We start from the raw sequence: 15,637 nt of genomic DNA on the forward strand, positions 1-15,637 counted from the left end.
TATGACGGGTCAATCTGCGCGTTGCATGGGAGAAGAGAGGGAATGTCAAAGGAATGATGTGTCGAAGATGTGTCGGCGACCATTCGCTGGCAGGTGGCCATGCGCTGCCAGTGGCAGGTGGTCACCCGTCAGCGTGGGGGCGGACGGTTCGTGCTCCGGCGCAGGCGTTCATCGGGCGAGGGCGTTCGTTCCTCTCGCGCGATGAACGGTCGATCGGACGATCAGAGGTGGTCGACGCGCTCCACGTCGATGAGGACCGCGTATGCGGGATCCTTCTGCCCGTTGTTCTTGGCCCATTCCACGGCCTCCTGATACACCGGGGTTCCCGGGGCGTGCAGATGGGGGGTGCCGAGGAAGCGGTATCCGGTGTGGTTGGGGAGATCGATCGCGAGGACGATGATCTTCGATCCGTTCTCGATGTTCTTCAGGGTCTGGCGCGCGGTTCGTTCGTTGTAGATGATGTGGGTGTCGTCGTAGCTGCGCAGTGATCCTTTGGGCCCGATGTCCGGAGTCCCGTCAGGGTTGACCGTTGCCTGCACGGCGAGATTGTCGTCGAGGACCTTCTTGGCTTCGGGACTTATCGTGACCATGGCATGCTCCTTCGGTATCTGATGTTTCCGTTCCAGCGCCAATGCTATCGCTCTCATATTGAAAGCCGCCGGTGCTTTCCTCTCGGCGAAGTCGATGCGTTCCCTGGCGCTGAGATACCCGTCCTGAGATACCCGTCCTGAGATACCCGTCCTGAGATACCCATCTTGAGATACCCGTTTTCTGAGATGTTCATCCTGATGTTGCCGGGTGCCTCTTCGACATGGTGACGATTCGCGTTATGCTCCCGTATAGTCGAGAACATGAGCCAGATATCGCGCGACACGGCATCACCGGAGGAGGAACCGGATGATGGTGCGTCACCGGATGATGGCGCGTCACCGGATCATGACTTGCATGATCGCCCGCAAGGGGATCGACGATCGTCACAGGCGCTCCGATGCGGGGGTCTGCGACGTCGTTTCGAGTCCGTGGCGTCGGCCGTGAGGAAGAGCTTCCGGGCGGCATCGCGTTGCGCTATTCGTCGAGGCATGGGACGCTGCTGTCCAATGGGCTGGCGTTCGGCCTTCTTTTCGCCTTCTTCGCGGGGGTGTGGATGGCCGTCAGCGTTCTTGGCGTGGTCGTGTCGGGAAGCGTCCGCCTTCAGACGGCTCTGGTGGCGGCTCTTGAGCGGATCGTGCCGGGAGTGGGTCAGGGCGTGCTGTCGTCGTCCGTCCTCTCCGGCGCGTCGGTGACCTTCACGTGGACGGGCCTCGTCACGCTGCTCATGTTCTGGTGGACCATCGTCGGATGGATGGATTCATTCCGGAGCGCGGTGCGGACCATGTTCGACGTGTCCGATGGCGACGATCCCGTCAGGGACAGACTTCGTGACAATCTCGCCGTTCTTCTGGTGGCGGTTCTGCTTATCATGTCCATGGCCTCGGCTGCCGTCTCCGCCGGTGCGGTGCGTGGCGTCCTCGTTTTTCTGGGGTTCCCGTCTCGTTCCGCGGCGGCGTCGGTGGCGGTCGATGCGGTGGGCGGCGTGGTGGGCGCGGTGCTCAATATCGGGCTTTTCGTGGTGCTTTTCCGGGTCGTGGCGAAAATCGATGCGGATAGGAACCTCGTATGGGGATGTGTCGTCGGTGGTCTGGGGGTGTCGGTTATGCAGCTGCTCGGGACCCGATTGCTGGCCGGAGCGTCGAGGAACCCTTTGCTGGCGCCTTTCGCCACGCTGATCGGTGTGCTGATCTGGTTCAATCTGGTGTCTCAGCTTATGCTCGTGATCGCGGCGGGGATTGCCGAGGCTCAGAGTAGACGCGCCGTTTTCCGCGTGTCGGAGCATGCCGTGTCGGGGCACGTCGTGTCGGAGCCCGCCGTGTCGGAGCATGTTCGCGATCGTTGACGGGCTGTGATCGTCGGCGAATCGCGATCGTTGGTGAACCGTCGAAAGGACGAGCCGCCAGGGAAGACGTGCCATCAGTGGAGACGAGCCGCTGGAACGGAAAAGATGGGCCCGACGAAAAAACGCGGGCCCGACAAAAAGCCGGGCCCGCGCAGAGGAGAGAGAAGAAGGGGTTCAATTATGGGGCTTCGGAAGAAGTCTCGCCAACTTTCGTTGACGGTTTACATATAACCAGTCAAGTATTGGCATAACGATGGCATTCGCTGTGAGTTCTCTGATTTTTGGGATTCTTATGCCGGGGCATATGGCACCGTTTCCCTGAACGCCCCGCCTGCCGGACGGTTACTTGACGATCTTGAAGCCGCCGGTCCATGGGGTCTGCTCGGTTACGCCGAGGAAGATCTGCAGTGCGCCGATTCCCTCGAGGTATGAGGCGCGCTTGAGGGGACCGGCATCCAGAGCGCGCAGTCCGCCGCCCTGGATGAAGTCCGACACGGCCTTCTTGGCGGCATCGTCATCGCTCGCGACGAGGACGGTGGTCGGGGCGCCGTCGTTCTCCCCGCTGGCGAGGGTCGCGGCGAAGGTGGTGTTGAAGGCCTTGACGATGGTGCTGTCGGGCAGCTTGGCGGCGAGTTCCTCGGCCGCGGAGCCTGCGCCCGCGGGAAGCGCGAGGTCGAAGGAGGAGAAGTCGATCGGGTTGCTCACGTCGACGACGGTCTTTCCTGCGAGCTGGGTCGAGTAGGTCGACAGGACGTCGGCATACGCGGGGTAGGGGAGCGCCAGCACGACGATGTCGCCGGTGACGGGTTCTCCGTATGTGGTCGCGGTGGCTCCGCTCACAGCTGACGCCTTCTGCGCGTCGCGATCGATTACCTGCACCGATGCGCCGGACTTGAGCGCGATGCCGGCGACGGCCGATCCGATGTTTCCTGCTCCGATGACGGTGATGTTCGACATTTTTCCTCCTTTGTTGCGACTCGTGGAAAGCCGCTTTCGTTGTGTTGCATGGTCTCGTCCTTAATTCGGGACCGTGCGGCGTTGTTGCCCGCGCATCTCGTCGGATGGTGTGGTGCCGGTGGCGGCACGGGAAGGCGTCCCGTGTTCACCGCCTTGCCATGTCTCTTTTCGAGGTATTGCGTGATGGCATCACTGTACATCGATTCGTAATATATCGAAACGCGGCGTGTCGTTTCGGGGTATACTTATCGGTATGAGCCTAATAGAGACGATGATTCTGGGATTCCTATCCGAGAAGCCCATGTGCGGATATGAGCTGCGCAAGAAGATGGAGCAGCTGCAGGGGTACGCCCGGACGTTCAGTGATGGCGCGGTCTATCCGGCCACGAAAAGGATGGTCGAATCCCGTCTCATCTCGCAGCGCGACGAGATTCGTGACGGACGGCAGCGTCGTGAGTTCTCTCTCCTCGATGCGGGTCGGAGCCGGCTGATAGAGACGCTTCGCGACGCGCATGGCTTCAACATCACCGATTCCAACCGCTGGTCCGTCATTCTCACCTTCCTGTCCGTCGTCCCGGACGTCGGCGACCGTGATGCCGTGCTGCGCAGACGATACGACTATCTCAACAAGACGTCCATACACTTCTTCTACTGCGATTCGGGCCGTGCTCTGGAGACTCGGGAGATCGACGATCCCTACCGCCGGGGGATCATCCATCTGCATGACGAGCAGGTGGCGTCCGAGATTCGATGGCTGGAGTCGGTGCTTGGTTCCGGCGTGTCGGAAACGCCTTCGAGCGAATGAGTTCGGGGTTTTCGCGTCGTTGTCCGCCTACGGGTGACGACGTTTGAGAACCCCCTATAAGAAACCTCTATGTCCGCTGGCTTGGGGAAGGGCGCTCGTTCGCTCTAGGGTCGCGTGAAGAGCGGTCGGTGGACGACCGCACTGACAGACCCAGCGGGAGGTGCTACATGACGAGGTTCAATACCCAGCTGGTCCACGGGCTTTCGGTGAACGACAACACCACCGGTGCCGTGAACCCGCCCATCTACAACTCATCGACGTACGCGTTCGAATCGGTCGACTCCATGCCCCGCTGGGACTACGCGCGCAGCGGAAACCCCACGCGCGAGTTTCTTGAGAGGCAGATCGCGCAGCTTGAGCATGGAACGCGCGGCTTCGCGTTCTCCTCCGGTCTGGCGGCGATCCATGCGGTGCTGTCGATCTTCCGGCCAGGCGACCGGATCGTCGTCGGCGCGAACGTCTACGGCGGCACGTATTCGCTGTTCAACGAGCACTTCTCCGGATGGGGTCTGGGATCGGATCCGGTGGACACCTCGGATCTGGCGGCCGTCGAGTCCGCCATCGCGGGTGATTCGCAGCGCGGCGACGTCCCCGCCAGGGCCGTCTACTTCGAAACGTTGACGAATCCGCTGCTCCGGGTCAACGATGTGGCGGCGATCGCGAGGATCGCGCACCGACATGGTGCCTTGGTGATAGTCGACAACACGTTCGTCACGCCCTATCTGCAGCAGCCGCTCGATCTCGGGGCCGACATCGTCATCCATTCGGCTACCAAGTATCTTGCAGGACATTCGGACGTCATCGCGGGACTCGCCGTCGTCAAAGGCGATGATCTGGCCAAGCGCCTCTACTATTCGCAGAACAGGCTCGGCGGCGTTCTCGCTCCGGCGGAATGCGATTCCGTTCGGCGTGGTATCCAGACGCTGGCGCTGCGCATGGACCGTCAGCAGGAGAACGCGGTGGCGATCGCGCGGTATCTGCTGGCGCATCCGCTGGTCAGGACGGTCCATTATCCGGGGCTGCCGTCGTCGTCCTCATCCGACACCGCGCTGGCGTCGAAGGGTCTGCGCGGTTTCGGCGGGGTCCTGAGCTTCGAGGTCGTTCCGGGCGTGGATCCCTCCGTCATCCTTGACAACCTCCACGTCTTCCGACTGGCCGTCAGTCTGGGCGCCGTCGAAAGCCTCGCGGAGCTTCCCTGTCGTATGACGCATTTCGAACTGCCTCGGGAGGAGAGGCTCAAGGTCGGCATCACCGACGAGCTCATCCGGTTGTCGGTGGGCATCGAGGATGTTGACGATCTCATCGAGGATCTGGGCCAGGCGCTGGACAAGGCGTATGACGCTCTTGGTGTGCCTGGGGTTTCGGTGCATGATTCATTTGCCGATGCCGCGCGGGGTTGCCGCGTGTAGCGGGTTCTCCGCCATGTCGTGCTTCATTGTCACTGTCCGCCGCGGGACGGGGTGCATGTAAGGAGAAGATGATGATGAGGTTTGGCTTTGTCGGTTGCGGCAATATGGGCGGCGCCATATTATCCGGAGCTATTTCCACCGGTGTCCTCGACAAGGAGCATGTCGCCGTGTTCGATGTCAGTCCCACGGTAAGTCGGCATTGGAAGGACGGCGGAATCAGCGTCCTTGGTGACGACGAGCAGGTGACACATTGGGCGGATATCATCATCCTTGCGGTGAAACCACAGGATGCCGTCGAGGCTTTGAAGCAATGTGGCGCCGGTCTTGACGGAAAGGTTCTGGTATCGATTGTCGCCGGGTACTCCGTCGTGCGTCTTTCACGACTTGTCACCGGTACGCCAAGGATTCTTCGTGTTCTGCCGAATACTCCTGCGCTGGTTCGTGAAGGTGCCTTCGCTGTGTCATCGGATAGTGATCTACGGCGGGACGAGCTTGGCGTCGTCGTCGGTGTTCTTGATGCGCTCGGAATCGTCGAGCTCGTTCCCGAGCGGCTTATCGATGCCGTCCGTGCGGGTGCGGAGAAGTCACGCGAGCTGTGATGATGCGTATCGCCTTCCGCGTGTTGGGCCCGGTGTGGATGGTCGATCCGCGCCGGGCCCAACACCATAACCGATGAATGACTATAGGGTGGAGAATCGCGCAGATCCGATGCGCACGTCGAACGGATGTGACGGGGAATCGAACTTAAGATCGACTATCCCGTTGTGGGAACCCTGCTGGATATGCCAGGTGAGGTCTCTACCGGTGACGAGATCGGCGCTTCCGTCCGCATTTACGGTTAGCGGGAATTCGAAGACTTCCGAGAGCCGTCTGGCCGTCCGCTTCGGATCGGGAACTTCCCAGATGGCTTTGCGCGTGCGTATATCCCCATCGGGGTGCTGACGCAGAAGTCCACTGGACTCAAGTGTCCTTTCGTGCGTCGGTTCATCCTCGAGCCAGTCAAGGATGAAGGGGTATCGTGGCTGGTTCTCTTCCGCTTTCGTATCGCGAAGCAGCCAGAGCAGCTTCCATCGGATCTCCCTGCCGTCGGCGGTCGTTCGATTCCCTGGGACGATGGGTCCGGTTTTGATGCCTTGGCGATGGAGCTCATCCGCTCTCGCCTCGATGTTGTTCACGCGAAGACCATGCCGGTAGAATCCTTCGTGCGCAGGGAGCGACCTGGCCGCATCACGATAGATGAGACCGGTGTACTCCCTCTCGTTTTCCGCCTCATCGCGTGAATAGACGGAGAGCAGCTCGACATAGTTCGTACCGAAATATGCCAGAGCGTTTTCGGTTCCGTGACCAACGTGCTTTCCCCCATATGATGCGGTTATTCCCTGATCCGCAAACGCCTTCTGCGCGGAATGAAGGTCGTTGACGAAGGTGACCGTGTGGTCCCAGACGTATGGATGTGTAGTCATGATGTGCTCCTTGGTTCTATAAGGTGGTTTCCGGAATGCGGATTGAGTCTTCCGGATGATGGCGTGAATCCGCTAGTTGGAGTGCTCGCCGAGCGTCGTCGTTTTTTCTACCGCTGCAAGAACGGTGCTCTGTATGGAGGCCGCGAATCCCGTCTTGTTCAGGGTATACGCCTCGGTGATTCCCACTCCGCCCGGTGAATTGTTGATATTCAGCAGGACCTGAGGAAGGACGTCCCGCTGTTTGAGGAATTCGACCCCTCCCACGATGGTGTCCAAGGCGATGGCCTTAGCGATATCCCGCGGGAGGCCCGCGAGCACCCCTGCGTCAATGTAGGCGTCAACGAAGTGGTACACGATGTTCGGCGGATAGAAGCCGGTGATGATGTCGATGAGTTTTTCATCAACGTAGAGCACCTTCCCGAAAGTTCTCAGGAAGGCGTCTACGTTTTCCTTCTTGGCGTGCGTGTTGAGAGCGGCACCGGTGTATCCGTAATCCACGGTCGTTAGCGTGTTGGGGATGATTCTGGCAATTGGGAATTCTTCTCCCAGTGATCTCTGTAGTTTCTCTATCGTGTATCCGGCCACGATGGAAATAACCGTCGTCGATTCACGACTGAATCGTCTGGCAACCGATTGCGCGACTCCCGCGACATCGTCTTGAGGTCGCACTCCGATGACAACGATATCGGCATCGGGGGTGCTATCCGGTGAGACAGGAGTCACCGAGTAGGCGTCTTCCAGGAATCGTGTCCTCTCAGGCGAGATTTCTTCGACATAAAGATGGCCGACGGGGAAGGACTTCCCACGTTTGCGTATCGCTGCGATTATCGCGGTGACCATATTGCCGCCGCCGATGAAATAGATGTTGTTCGCCATATTTTTTCCAATCTGCATGCCCTTGTATAGAGGACTTTTGCGTAGGGGGCCGGATGGGACCGTTGAACGATGCCCGTCATGTGACCACCGTTACGACCATTGTGCCGTCTCTCCATCCTTCAAGCGCGGTGGAAGGGCAGGGACGATATACGTTTTTTTGATAGGGCGTGCAATCGTCGTGATACAGCGAGGAATGATAGAGCCTCATAGGCAATGGCTATAGCCACGAACGCGTTTTCCCCGGGGAATCTGTGTTTAATCAGACGAAGCCGTCGGTGCAGATTCCATGTCGGCGTGACGATGATTCGTCCTTGGATGATTCACCTTGAAAGGGGAACAAGTAATGTCCGATCGTCGTGAAGAGTTTCATGCCATAGCGCGTGACGGGAAAGCCACGGTGCCGTACCTCGTCAGTGCGTGGCAGCATTTGGTGGGGCATGAGTATGGGGCGGCGGATTTCGCCGCAGCCACCATCGGATTCGTCAAGCAGTGGGACTGGGATTGGGTGAAGATCAACCCGCGAGCAATCTACTATTCCGAAGCGTGGGGTTCACGGTATGACCCTTCCGAATACGATGGTTTCGTCATTCCCCGCAAGATAAGCTCAGCGGTGACTTCGCCTGATGATCTGCACGCCATTACCCGACTCGATCCGCATGAGAACCGCCAGCTATCGGAACAATTGGAGGCGGCCGCGGCCATCCGGGATGGACTCGACGACCGTGCGGTCCTCGACACCGTGTTCTCCCCTTTGTCGGTCCTTCTTCAACTGGCTGATCTTCCGCTGTATCCGGGCGACACATATGCACGCCCGTCCGTCACCCGCGATGATCTTGTCTTCGAACATCCCGAGGACGCCAAGCGCGCCCTGCATAACATCGCCGACACCCTTGCGGACTATGCGGCGACTCTTGTAAGCCCTCGGAGCGAGGGAGGGGCGGGACTCGACGGAATCTTCTACGCCGTCACCGGAACGGCGAGTCAGGAGTACTTCAATGCGAGCCAGTACGCGGAGTTCGGGGAGCCCTATGACCGTGTTGTTCTCGATGCGATAGCCAAAGCCAATCCCGATGCGGAGATTCTTCTTCATACGTGTCGTGACCACTCACACCCCGAATGGTTCGTGAATTTCGGGGAACAGATTCTCCAATGGGATCAGTATCAGCAGGGCAATCCACAGATCGATACGGATTTTTCAACGGTTCCGGTCGGAGGACCCAGCAGCGACGATTTCGTCGTCGATGGGAGCGCTGAAGCGGTCTCCCGTGATATCCGTGAGACCGTCCGTCGGCACCGAGGTTCGGCCTTCCTACTGGCTCCGAGCTGTACGGTGCCGACACCGGCAAGTGAGGAGTCCCTGACTATTTTGAGTCAGGCGAAAGTGGCTAATTGAGTCTTTGCCTTTGAGGAAGGGACGTTGCGCCTATTTCCGTGAGGTAATGAAAAGAAATAAGAAAGAGCGAGAGCGAGAGAGAGAAAAATCATGAGAAGAAAAGCTGTCAGGGGGGCGATTGCTGCGGTTGCAGCCGTCGGTATTCTTGCCGGAGCCTCAGCATGTGGACTTGGAGGTGACTCCACTGGTTCAGCGTCATACGCTGGCGGGACGGTGAACATTGGCGTCATCTATCCCAAGACCGGGCAGTACGCAGAATATGGGGCCATGTTCCAGAAAGGTTTTGAACTGGCCAAGGAGCAGGTGAATAAGGAGGGCGGCATCAACGGCAAGACCCTTGGCCTGAAATACTTCGACACTCAATCCGACGCCAAGCAGGACGCCGCGGTGGCGCCCAAGATCGTTGCCGACGATTCGATCATCGCCGTGGTGGGCGACTACTCTTCCCCGGCGTCGTCCGCTGCTTCGCCGACCTTCCAGCAGGCGGGTCTCGTGCACTACGGTTTCAACAACTCGGCACCGACGTTCACCGACACGGGAGACCATGTCTGGACGCCGCAGATCGGTCAGGACAAATACCAGAAGGCCAATGCGGACATCGTTTCCAAGAAGGCCAAGAAAATCGCGGTCGTCTACATCGAGAACGACTGGGGCAAACAGGCCTATGAATATTTCAAGGACGAAGCAGAGAAGAACGGGACTGAAATCACATATACGTCCTCATATCTGGCGGATTCCACGGATTTGTCTCCGATCCTTATCAAGGCTCGGGATACCAAGCCTGATGCCGTCGTCAACATCGGCTATGGGCCTGACAGCGCTCTTGTCGTAAACACGCTCCGAGACAAGCTCGGTTATACGGGACTGTTCTTCGGCGGACAGGAGACCAGCGAATTCCTGAGCAATGCCGGAGACAACGCAGAGGGTACGATCATCACCGGCAGCTTCTCAGCCACCGGAACGAAGGATTCAAAAGCGAAGAAGTTCGTCAAGGCCTTCAACAAGAAATACGGGTACAACCCCGGGAACTTCGAGGTCACGGCATATCAGGCGATCATTGATCTGGCCTATGGAGCAGGCAAGACCGAACCGACACGGGCGGGAATACAGAAGGCGCTGCAGACCGTCACTGACTTCCCTCTCTACCAAGGCAACGGTGGGACCTTCAAGTTCAACCAGAAGACACGTCGTGCCGATAACATCGAGCCGATTCTCCTCAAGGTCAAGGACGGAAAGTTCGTCCAGTATGACGTCGACTGACTTCTGATCATCGGGATGGAGAGCCATCCCGACCGGAGGAATCATCCGTAACGCATCGTAAAGGGGTATCCAGTGCTTGACACGTTGTTTGCTGGACTGATACATGGAAGCGCCTATGCATTAGTCGCCGTAGGCATGTCGCTGATCTTCGGCGTCACGAATGTCGCCAATTTCGCGCAAGGTTCCATCGTCGCGGTCGGGATGATGCTGGCATGGTGGACGGGAAGCGTCCTCGGATGGGGAATCATCCCCACCCTCGCGGTCGTCATCGTGGTCACGGCTCTGCTCGGCCTCGTGATGAACGTGCTTGTCATATCTCCTTTGGAGGGCAGAAAGCCGATTGCGGCTCTTCTGGCGACGATTGGCCTTGGGCAGATTCTTGACAATGCCCTGCAGATGATCTTCGGGCCGCAGACCCGGCAGTTCCCGAAGCTTCTTCCGACGTATAACCTTCAATACGCGGGAATCAGATATGGGACATCCGATCTGGTCATGATTGGTCTTGCGATCGTTTCGATGGTCGGACTCTGGATCTTTCTTAAGTACGGGAAGTCCGGTCAGGCCATTCGCGCCACATCGCAGGATTCCGAGGCGGCGCGTCAGATGGGGATACCGGTTAAGGCGATCAGAAACCTGTCCTTCGTCATCGGCTCGGTTCTTGCCGGCGTCTCGGGAATCTTCTGGCTGGCGTCGTGGTTCTCTCGACTCCGTTCTTCTTCAATGATTATCTTTCCGGAGTGGGAACGCAGGTGGCCATTTACGCGATTGCCGCTGTGGGCCTCACGTTGATTTCAGGATCGTGCGGCCAGACCATTCTGGGGATGGCGGGACCGTTCGCCGTGGGATCGTATGCCTCAGCCATTCTGACGCTGCAGCTTCACTGGCCTTTTCTCGCATCGCTGCTCGCGGCTGGTGTGATTGCCGCTGTTCTCGCGGGCATTCTCACCTTCCCCGTGTGGAAGCTGGCGGGACATTATGTGGCCATCGCGACAATCGGCGTCGGCTCCGTCATGGTCGCGATCATTCGTCTAGCCACACCATTGACCAAGGGGTCGCTGGGAATTCAGGGCATTCCCTTCCCCAAAGTCTTCGGATGGTCCCTCTACACGCAGCAGATGCAGTATCTTCTTGACGTCGTGGTTCTTGCCGTCGCGGTGGCGATCGTGCTGCGCATAAGATCCACCCATCTCGGCAGGGTTTTCGAGGCGGTGGGTTCCGATCAGGACGCTTCTGAGGCCATCGGAATCCGAACGGGTGCGTACAAGGCTCTTGCTTATGCCATCGCTTCCTTCTTCGCGGGTCTTGCGGGAGTGCTGCTGGCGCATCAGTACACGTACATTGATCCGACCATCTTCACATCCAATATGTCTCTGCTGATTCTCACGATCATCGTCATGGGCGGCATGAATTCACCGTTGGGTGCGGTACTTGGCTCCGTTGTGCTGATCGGGGGACCTGAGCTTCTCAGATTCGCGGCGGACACCAGAGTGCTTCTTTACGGTCTTCTTCTCGTGCTTGTCATTCTTTTCCGGCCGCAGGGCCTGTTCTCCAGGAAGGTGTGATCATTATGGCGATGTCAACATCAGATTCGAATACTGCTGACGGCAGCGAGACGATTCCGGTTGTGGCAGATGACCTTCATGGGGATTCGGACGTAATGAACTTGTCTGAGGATCATCGGCGAAGCGTGCTTGAACACCCGATCGTTCTGCGGGTTCGGGAACTCAGCAAATCCTTCGAAGGTCTCAAGGCGGTCGACGGAGTGTCCTTCGACCTTCATGAGGGCGAAGTCATCTCAATCATCGGCCCCAATGGTTCTGGTAAATCCACGACGATCAACCTCATCTCGGGATTTATCAAGCCTGATTCGGGGATTATCGACATCGATGGCGAATCCATCGCCGGGCTCGCCGTCCCCGATGTATCCGAGCGTGGAGTCTCCAGAACCTTCCAGAATGGTCGTGTCTTCGGCGGACTGACCGTGGATGAGAACATCTCCCTTGGCTTCCACCGCCGTCTGCGTGCGCAGAGACCGCTGTATGGTCTGCAGAAGTATCCCGTGGTCCGATGGCTGTCCCTTCTTGGTGAGGTGGCATGCTCTCTTGTGACCGGTCCTCATACGCGAGAAGAGAATCAGGAGCTCCATAAACGCGTCGATCGTGAGGTGGACAGGTTCCGTGAGCGTCTTGGTAGCAGACGCGCCGACTATGCCTACACCCTTTCTTACGCCAATCGCCGTCGTACCGAAATCGCCAGGGCTCACATCAGTGAGCCGCGCCTTCTTCTTCTCGACGAACCGACGGCGGGAATGAACCAGTCGGAAACCGCGGAGATCCTCCAGCAGCTGCAGCATCTTAAGGCACAAGGGCACACGATTCTACTGGTCGAGCACAAGATCGATCTGGTCACCGCTCTGTCTGATCATGTCATCGCCATGGACGGTGGACGTATCATCGCGTTCGGCGACCCGGATAATGTCCGGAGCAATCCTGAGGTCGTTGCGGCCTACCTTGGAAAGAGCAGAGGAACAAGGAAGCCCGCGTCTGCCGGACAGTCAGACGTTCTGGCCAAGCAGAACGCCATCGAGGACGGTGATAACGCATTAGTTACCGTCCGGAACGGCGACGATCGGAACGGCGACGACGCTGCCTCGTCTCCGCTGCTGTCGCTCCGTGACGTGAACGTCTTTTATGGTCAGGTTCACGCCTTGCAGAACGTGTCCATAGATGTCCCGGAAGGGGCTATCGTCTCGTTGCTCGGCGGAAACGCATCCGGGAAGTCCACGACGATGAAGACCATTCTGGGACTCAAACGGCCGAAGGATGGGAAGGTCTTTTACGGGGACGACGATATCACGGGGCATTCGACACGTGACCGTGTGAGATCAGGAATCGCGGCCGTGCCGGAGGCGCGTCGTATGTTTCCCGCGATGACGGTTGAGGAGAACCTGTTGTCGGGTGCCTACACGCGCTCGGACGCCCGCGCCGTCTCTGCGGATGTGCAGAGGATGTACGAACGCTTCCCCCGTCTCGGGGAACGTCGCCGTCAACAGGCTGGAACGATGTCCGGCGGGGAACAGCAGATGCTTGCGTTCGCGCGGGCTCTGATGAGTCATCCCCGGATCATCTGCATGGACGAGCCGACGATGGGGCTTTCCCCGCGTCTCGTCGAGGATGTCTTGGAGCAGATAGCCCGATTGCGCGATGAATTGGGAATCTCTGTCCTCATAGTCGAACAGCAGGCCGAGCTTGCATTGTCCATCGCCGATTACGGATACGTCCTGCAGAACGGAAGAATACGTCTCCATGGACATGCCGGCGACCTGCTGCACAATCCCGCGGTACAGGAGGCGTATCTGGGAGGCCAGAAGACTCAGAGCAAGTGACTCTCTATCAGAGTGATCGTGAAAAGCTATGGAAAAGGAGAAGAGATGGCAGAAAAGGACCATGATGGTGTGCGAAGGACGGCAGTGGTCACTGGAGCAGCGGGTGGCGTAGGCTCTCATCTGGTTCGCAGCCTTATCGATCAGGACTGGCAGGTCACGGCAATCGTGAGGCCTGGAACCGATTCCTCGAGGCTGCGGGGCCTTCAGGGCGCGCAGATCAGTGAGCTTGATCTGGGTGATTCTGAGGCTGTGGACTCATGGGGACGCGACTATGTCGACGCGAACCGGTCGTTAGGGCTTCTTGTGAACACCGCCGCGATCGCGGTGGTGGGCCCTGTCGCGGAATCGACTCCGCAGCAATGGCATGATGTTTTCTCCACGAACGTCATCGCCCCTGCCGCGCTCACCGATTCCTTGCTCCCTGGACTTCGCGAGGCGCATGGAACCGTGGTCTTCATCAATTCGGGGGCAGGTGAACGTGCGGTGCAGAATCATGCGATCTATGCTGCATCCAAGCATGCCCTGAGAGGATATGCCAACACCCTTCGCATTGAGGAGTCGGGCAACGGCATCCGTGTGGCGAGCGTGTATCCGGGGCAGATTAGCACGCCCATGCTCAAGGGCATCGACGACAGACTCGGAGTGGTGTATGAGCCCGGGCTGTACATCAATCCGCAGACGGTCGCGAATACCGTGATATGGATTGCCGATGCACCGGCGGACGTCCATATCAGTAATGTGGATTTGCGACCGCGTCAGGAGGTTTCCGCACGATTCAACGTCTGAACCGACTGCAATGTGGATGGATCGACATAGGACGGGCCGCGATGTCGGCAGGAAGCGAGTGATGGTGGTACAGAACGGATTCGAGACCAGACTGGTCCACGCGGGATACGACGGTAGGGAAGCCGCCGACGCCGCCACCCCGCCGATCTACGCTTCGGCGGCATTCGACATGGAGTCCGCGGAACGAGGCGACGCCGTGGCGGGGGGCAATGTCGTCGGCTTCTCCTACTCCCGTGTCGCCAATCCGACCGTCGCCGTCCTCGAGCAGCGACTCGCCTCGCTCGAGGGAGGAGTCGGCGCGGTCGCGGTGGCGTCCGGCATGGCGGCCGTCTCCTTCGCGCTGCTGTGCGCGGCCGAGGGGGGCGGGCGCATCATCTCACCGGGCAACCTCTATGGGGCGTCGGTCGACGCCATGTCGTCCTTCTTCCCGCATTTCGGGGTTCACACCGACTTCGTCCACGACATCAACGACCTCCATGCGGTGGAGTCGCTGATCGGTGACGACACCCGGGCGATCTTCGCCGAATCAGTTGCCAACCCCTCCACGGACGTGACCGACATCGAGCCTCTCGCCCGTCTGGCGCACTCCCATGGCATTCCGCTCATCATCGACAACACCGTGCCCACGCCGTATCTGCTCCGTCCCATCGAGTTCGGCGCCGACGTCGTCGTGCATTCCACCACCAAGGGCATCACGGGACATGGCAACGCCATTGGCGGGGTCATCATCGATGCGGGTCGGTTCGACTGGGCGAACGGCCGCTTCCCCCAGTTCACCGCAAGGGAGCAGGTCATCAGCGATGACCGCGGCAACGAATGGCACAGCTTCGCCGACCGGTTCGGCGCCGAGGCCTTCATCCGCCGGATCCGCATCAAGTACCTCAGGACCTTCGGCGCCGTGGAGAGCCCGTTCAACGCCTATCTCCATCTCGTCGGGTTGGAGACGCTCACCCAGAGGGTGCGGCAGGAGGTGGAGAGCGCGACCGTCATCGCCCGGCATCTGCGGACGCTTCCGCATGTCGTCCGGGTCAACTACTCCGGCCTGTCCGACGACGATCAGAAGAACCTCGTCGCGAAGTATCTTCCCGAGGGCGTCGGCACCATCCTCTCCTTCCTCGTGGACGGTGACTACGCCAACGTCCGTCGCATCATCGATGCGACGAGGCTGTTCACCTATATTCCCAACATCGGTGACGCTCGGTCGCTTATCGTCGATCCCGCCCGCATCACGCACCGCGAGGTGCCGGCCCGGTTCCGCAGGGATGCCGGCGTCTCCGACAACCTCATCCGTCTGTCCATCGGTCTGGAGGATCCGGTCGATCTGATCGCCGATCTCGATCAGGCGATCGCCGCGGGATACGAGGGCTGAT

At 59.2% G+C, this 15,637-nt stretch carries 15 protein-coding genes; 11 read left to right on the forward strand and 4 right to left on the reverse strand.

Annotation, left to right across the window (positions count from 1 at the left end; all coding sequences use genetic code 11):
• Nucleotides 1–221: 221 nt before the first annotated feature.
• Complete coding sequence (locus tag BMIN_RS02925) at nucleotides 222–590, reverse strand: pyridoxamine 5'-phosphate oxidase family protein (RefSeq protein WP_022861175.1); 369 nt, start codon at nucleotides 588–590, stop codon at nucleotides 222–224.
• A gap of 398 nt (nucleotides 591–988) precedes the next feature.
• Between BMIN_RS02925 and BMIN_RS02930 the strand changes: the two genes are divergently transcribed.
• Entirely contained in the window at nucleotides 989–1,933 is a 945-nt protein-coding gene (locus BMIN_RS02930) for a YihY/virulence factor BrkB family protein (protein ID WP_081928450.1), read from the forward strand.
• A 342-nt stretch (nucleotides 1,934–2,275) separates the two neighbouring features.
• Here BMIN_RS02930 and BMIN_RS02935 read toward each other — a convergent pair whose 3' ends face one another.
• Nucleotides 2,276–2,890, reverse strand: a complete 615-nt coding sequence (locus tag BMIN_RS02935; RefSeq protein WP_022861173.1) for an NADPH-dependent F420 reductase — start codon at nucleotides 2,888–2,890, stop codon at nucleotides 2,276–2,278.
• A gap of 253 nt (nucleotides 2,891–3,143) precedes the next feature.
• On the opposite strand from BMIN_RS02935, the gene BMIN_RS02940 reads away from it, so the two are divergent.
• From BMIN_RS02940 to BMIN_RS02950, 3 genes are all read left to right on the forward strand, one after another.
• The gene (locus BMIN_RS02940; RefSeq protein ID WP_022861172.1) at nucleotides 3,144–3,695 is read left to right on the forward strand and encodes a PadR family transcriptional regulator; all 552 of its coding nucleotides are present in this window, start codon (nucleotides 3,144–3,146) and stop codon (nucleotides 3,693–3,695) included.
• Between the two features lie 167 nt (nucleotides 3,696–3,862).
• Nucleotides 3,863–5,104 (forward strand): trans-sulfuration enzyme family protein, encoded by a 1,242-nt coding sequence (locus tag BMIN_RS02945; RefSeq protein ID WP_022861171.1) that lies wholly within the window; start codon nucleotides 3,863–3,865, stop codon nucleotides 5,102–5,104.
• A 68-nt stretch (nucleotides 5,105–5,172) separates the two neighbouring features.
• Nucleotides 5,173–5,703 carry a pyrroline-5-carboxylate reductase family protein gene (locus tag BMIN_RS02950; RefSeq protein WP_051126300.1) on the forward strand — a complete coding sequence of 177 codons (531 nt, stop codon included), beginning with the start codon at nucleotides 5,173–5,175 and terminating at the stop codon, nucleotides 5,701–5,703.
• An 81-nt stretch (nucleotides 5,704–5,784) separates the two neighbouring features.
• Here BMIN_RS02950 and BMIN_RS02955 read toward each other — a convergent pair whose 3' ends face one another.
• Together BMIN_RS02955 and BMIN_RS02960 are read right to left on the reverse strand one after the other, a co-directional pair.
• Entirely contained in the window at nucleotides 5,785–6,567 is a 783-nt protein-coding gene (locus tag BMIN_RS02955; RefSeq protein WP_022861170.1) for a VOC family protein, read from the reverse strand.
• A 72-nt stretch (nucleotides 6,568–6,639) separates the two neighbouring features.
• Nucleotides 6,640–7,443 carry a pyrroline-5-carboxylate reductase family protein gene (locus BMIN_RS02960; protein ID WP_022861169.1) on the reverse strand — a complete coding sequence of 268 codons (804 nt, stop codon included), beginning with the start codon at nucleotides 7,441–7,443 and terminating at the stop codon, nucleotides 6,640–6,642.
• A gap of 343 nt (nucleotides 7,444–7,786) precedes the next feature.
• On the opposite strand from BMIN_RS02960, the gene BMIN_RS02965 reads away from it, so the two are divergent.
• From BMIN_RS02965 to BMIN_RS02990, 7 genes are all read left to right on the forward strand, one after another.
• Nucleotides 7,787–8,836: a uroporphyrinogen decarboxylase family protein gene (locus BMIN_RS02965; protein ID WP_022861168.1), complete on the forward strand. Its 1,050-nt coding sequence runs from the start codon at nucleotides 7,787–7,789 to the stop codon at nucleotides 8,834–8,836.
• A 90-nt stretch (nucleotides 8,837–8,926) separates the two neighbouring features.
• A complete protein-coding gene (locus BMIN_RS02970) occupies nucleotides 8,927–10,096 on the forward strand; it encodes an ABC transporter substrate-binding protein (RefSeq protein ID WP_022861167.1) in 1,170 nt (389 codons plus the stop codon).
• Nucleotides 10,097–10,168: 72 nt separating this feature from the next.
• Nucleotides 10,169–10,885: a branched-chain amino acid ABC transporter permease gene (locus tag BMIN_RS08890; protein WP_238565595.1), complete on the forward strand. Its 717-nt coding sequence runs from the start codon at nucleotides 10,169–10,171 to the stop codon at nucleotides 10,883–10,885.
• Nucleotides 10,834–11,658 carry a branched-chain amino acid ABC transporter permease gene (locus BMIN_RS08895; RefSeq protein WP_238565596.1) on the forward strand — a complete coding sequence of 275 codons (825 nt, stop codon included), beginning with the start codon at nucleotides 10,834–10,836 and terminating at the stop codon, nucleotides 11,656–11,658. The genes BMIN_RS08890 and BMIN_RS08895 overlap by 52 nt, the downstream gene beginning before the upstream one ends.
• Nucleotides 11,659–11,783: 125 nt before the next feature.
• Nucleotides 11,784–13,481, forward strand: a complete 1,698-nt coding sequence (locus BMIN_RS02980; protein WP_238565597.1) for an ATP-binding cassette domain-containing protein — start codon at nucleotides 11,784–11,786, stop codon at nucleotides 13,479–13,481.
• Between the two features lie 45 nt (nucleotides 13,482–13,526).
• Nucleotides 13,527–14,267, forward strand: coding sequence for an SDR family oxidoreductase (locus tag BMIN_RS02985; RefSeq protein WP_022861165.1), 741 nt, complete (start codon nucleotides 13,527–13,529; stop codon nucleotides 14,265–14,267).
• Nucleotides 14,268–14,328: 61 nt separating this feature from the next.
• Complete coding sequence (locus BMIN_RS02990) at nucleotides 14,329–15,636, forward strand: O-acetylhomoserine aminocarboxypropyltransferase/cysteine synthase family protein (RefSeq protein ID WP_022861164.1); 1,308 nt, start codon at nucleotides 14,329–14,331, stop codon at nucleotides 15,634–15,636.
• Nucleotide 15,637 lies beyond the last annotated feature (1 nt).

Origin of the sequence: Bifidobacterium minimum (genome assembly GCF_000741645.1) — a bacterium.
GTDB classification, from domain to species: domain Bacteria; phylum Actinomycetota; class Actinomycetes; order Actinomycetales; family Bifidobacteriaceae; genus Bifidobacterium; species Bifidobacterium minimum.

What these genes read in the sequence shown, in the direction of transcription:
- BMIN_RS02970 (WP_022861167.1), top strand. Translation starts at nt 8,927, where the DNA reads ATGAGAAGAAAAGCTGTCAGGGGGGCGATTGCTGCGGTTGCAGCCGTC.
- BMIN_RS02950 (WP_051126300.1), top strand. Translation starts at nt 5,173, where the DNA reads ATGATGATGAGGTTTGGCTTTGTCGGTTGCGGCAATATGGGCGGCGCC.
- BMIN_RS02925 (WP_022861175.1), bottom strand. Translation starts at nt 590, where the DNA reads ATGGTCACGATAAGTCCCGAAGCCAAGAAGGTCCTCGACGACAATCTC.
- BMIN_RS02990 (WP_022861164.1), top strand. Translation starts at nt 14,329, where the DNA reads ATGGTGGTACAGAACGGATTCGAGACCAGACTGGTCCACGCGGGATAC.
- BMIN_RS02955 (WP_022861170.1), bottom strand. Translation starts at nt 6,567, where the DNA reads ATGACTACACATCCATACGTCTGGGACCACACGGTCACCTTCGTCAAC.
- BMIN_RS02940 (WP_022861172.1), top strand. Translation starts at nt 3,144, where the DNA reads ATGAGCCTAATAGAGACGATGATTCTGGGATTCCTATCCGAGAAGCCC.
- BMIN_RS02965 (WP_022861168.1), top strand. Translation starts at nt 7,787, where the DNA reads ATGTCCGATCGTCGTGAAGAGTTTCATGCCATAGCGCGTGACGGGAAA.
- BMIN_RS02985 (WP_022861165.1), top strand. Translation starts at nt 13,527, where the DNA reads ATGGCAGAAAAGGACCATGATGGTGTGCGAAGGACGGCAGTGGTCACT.
- BMIN_RS02945 (WP_022861171.1), top strand. Translation starts at nt 3,863, where the DNA reads ATGACGAGGTTCAATACCCAGCTGGTCCACGGGCTTTCGGTGAACGAC.
- BMIN_RS02930 (WP_081928450.1), top strand. Translation starts at nt 989, where the DNA reads ATGCGGGGGTCTGCGACGTCGTTTCGAGTCCGTGGCGTCGGCCGTGAG.
- BMIN_RS02935 (WP_022861173.1), bottom strand. Translation starts at nt 2,890, where the DNA reads ATGTCGAACATCACCGTCATCGGAGCAGGAAACATCGGATCGGCCGTC.
- BMIN_RS02960 (WP_022861169.1), bottom strand. Translation starts at nt 7,443, where the DNA reads ATGGCGAACAACATCTATTTCATCGGCGGCGGCAATATGGTCACCGCG.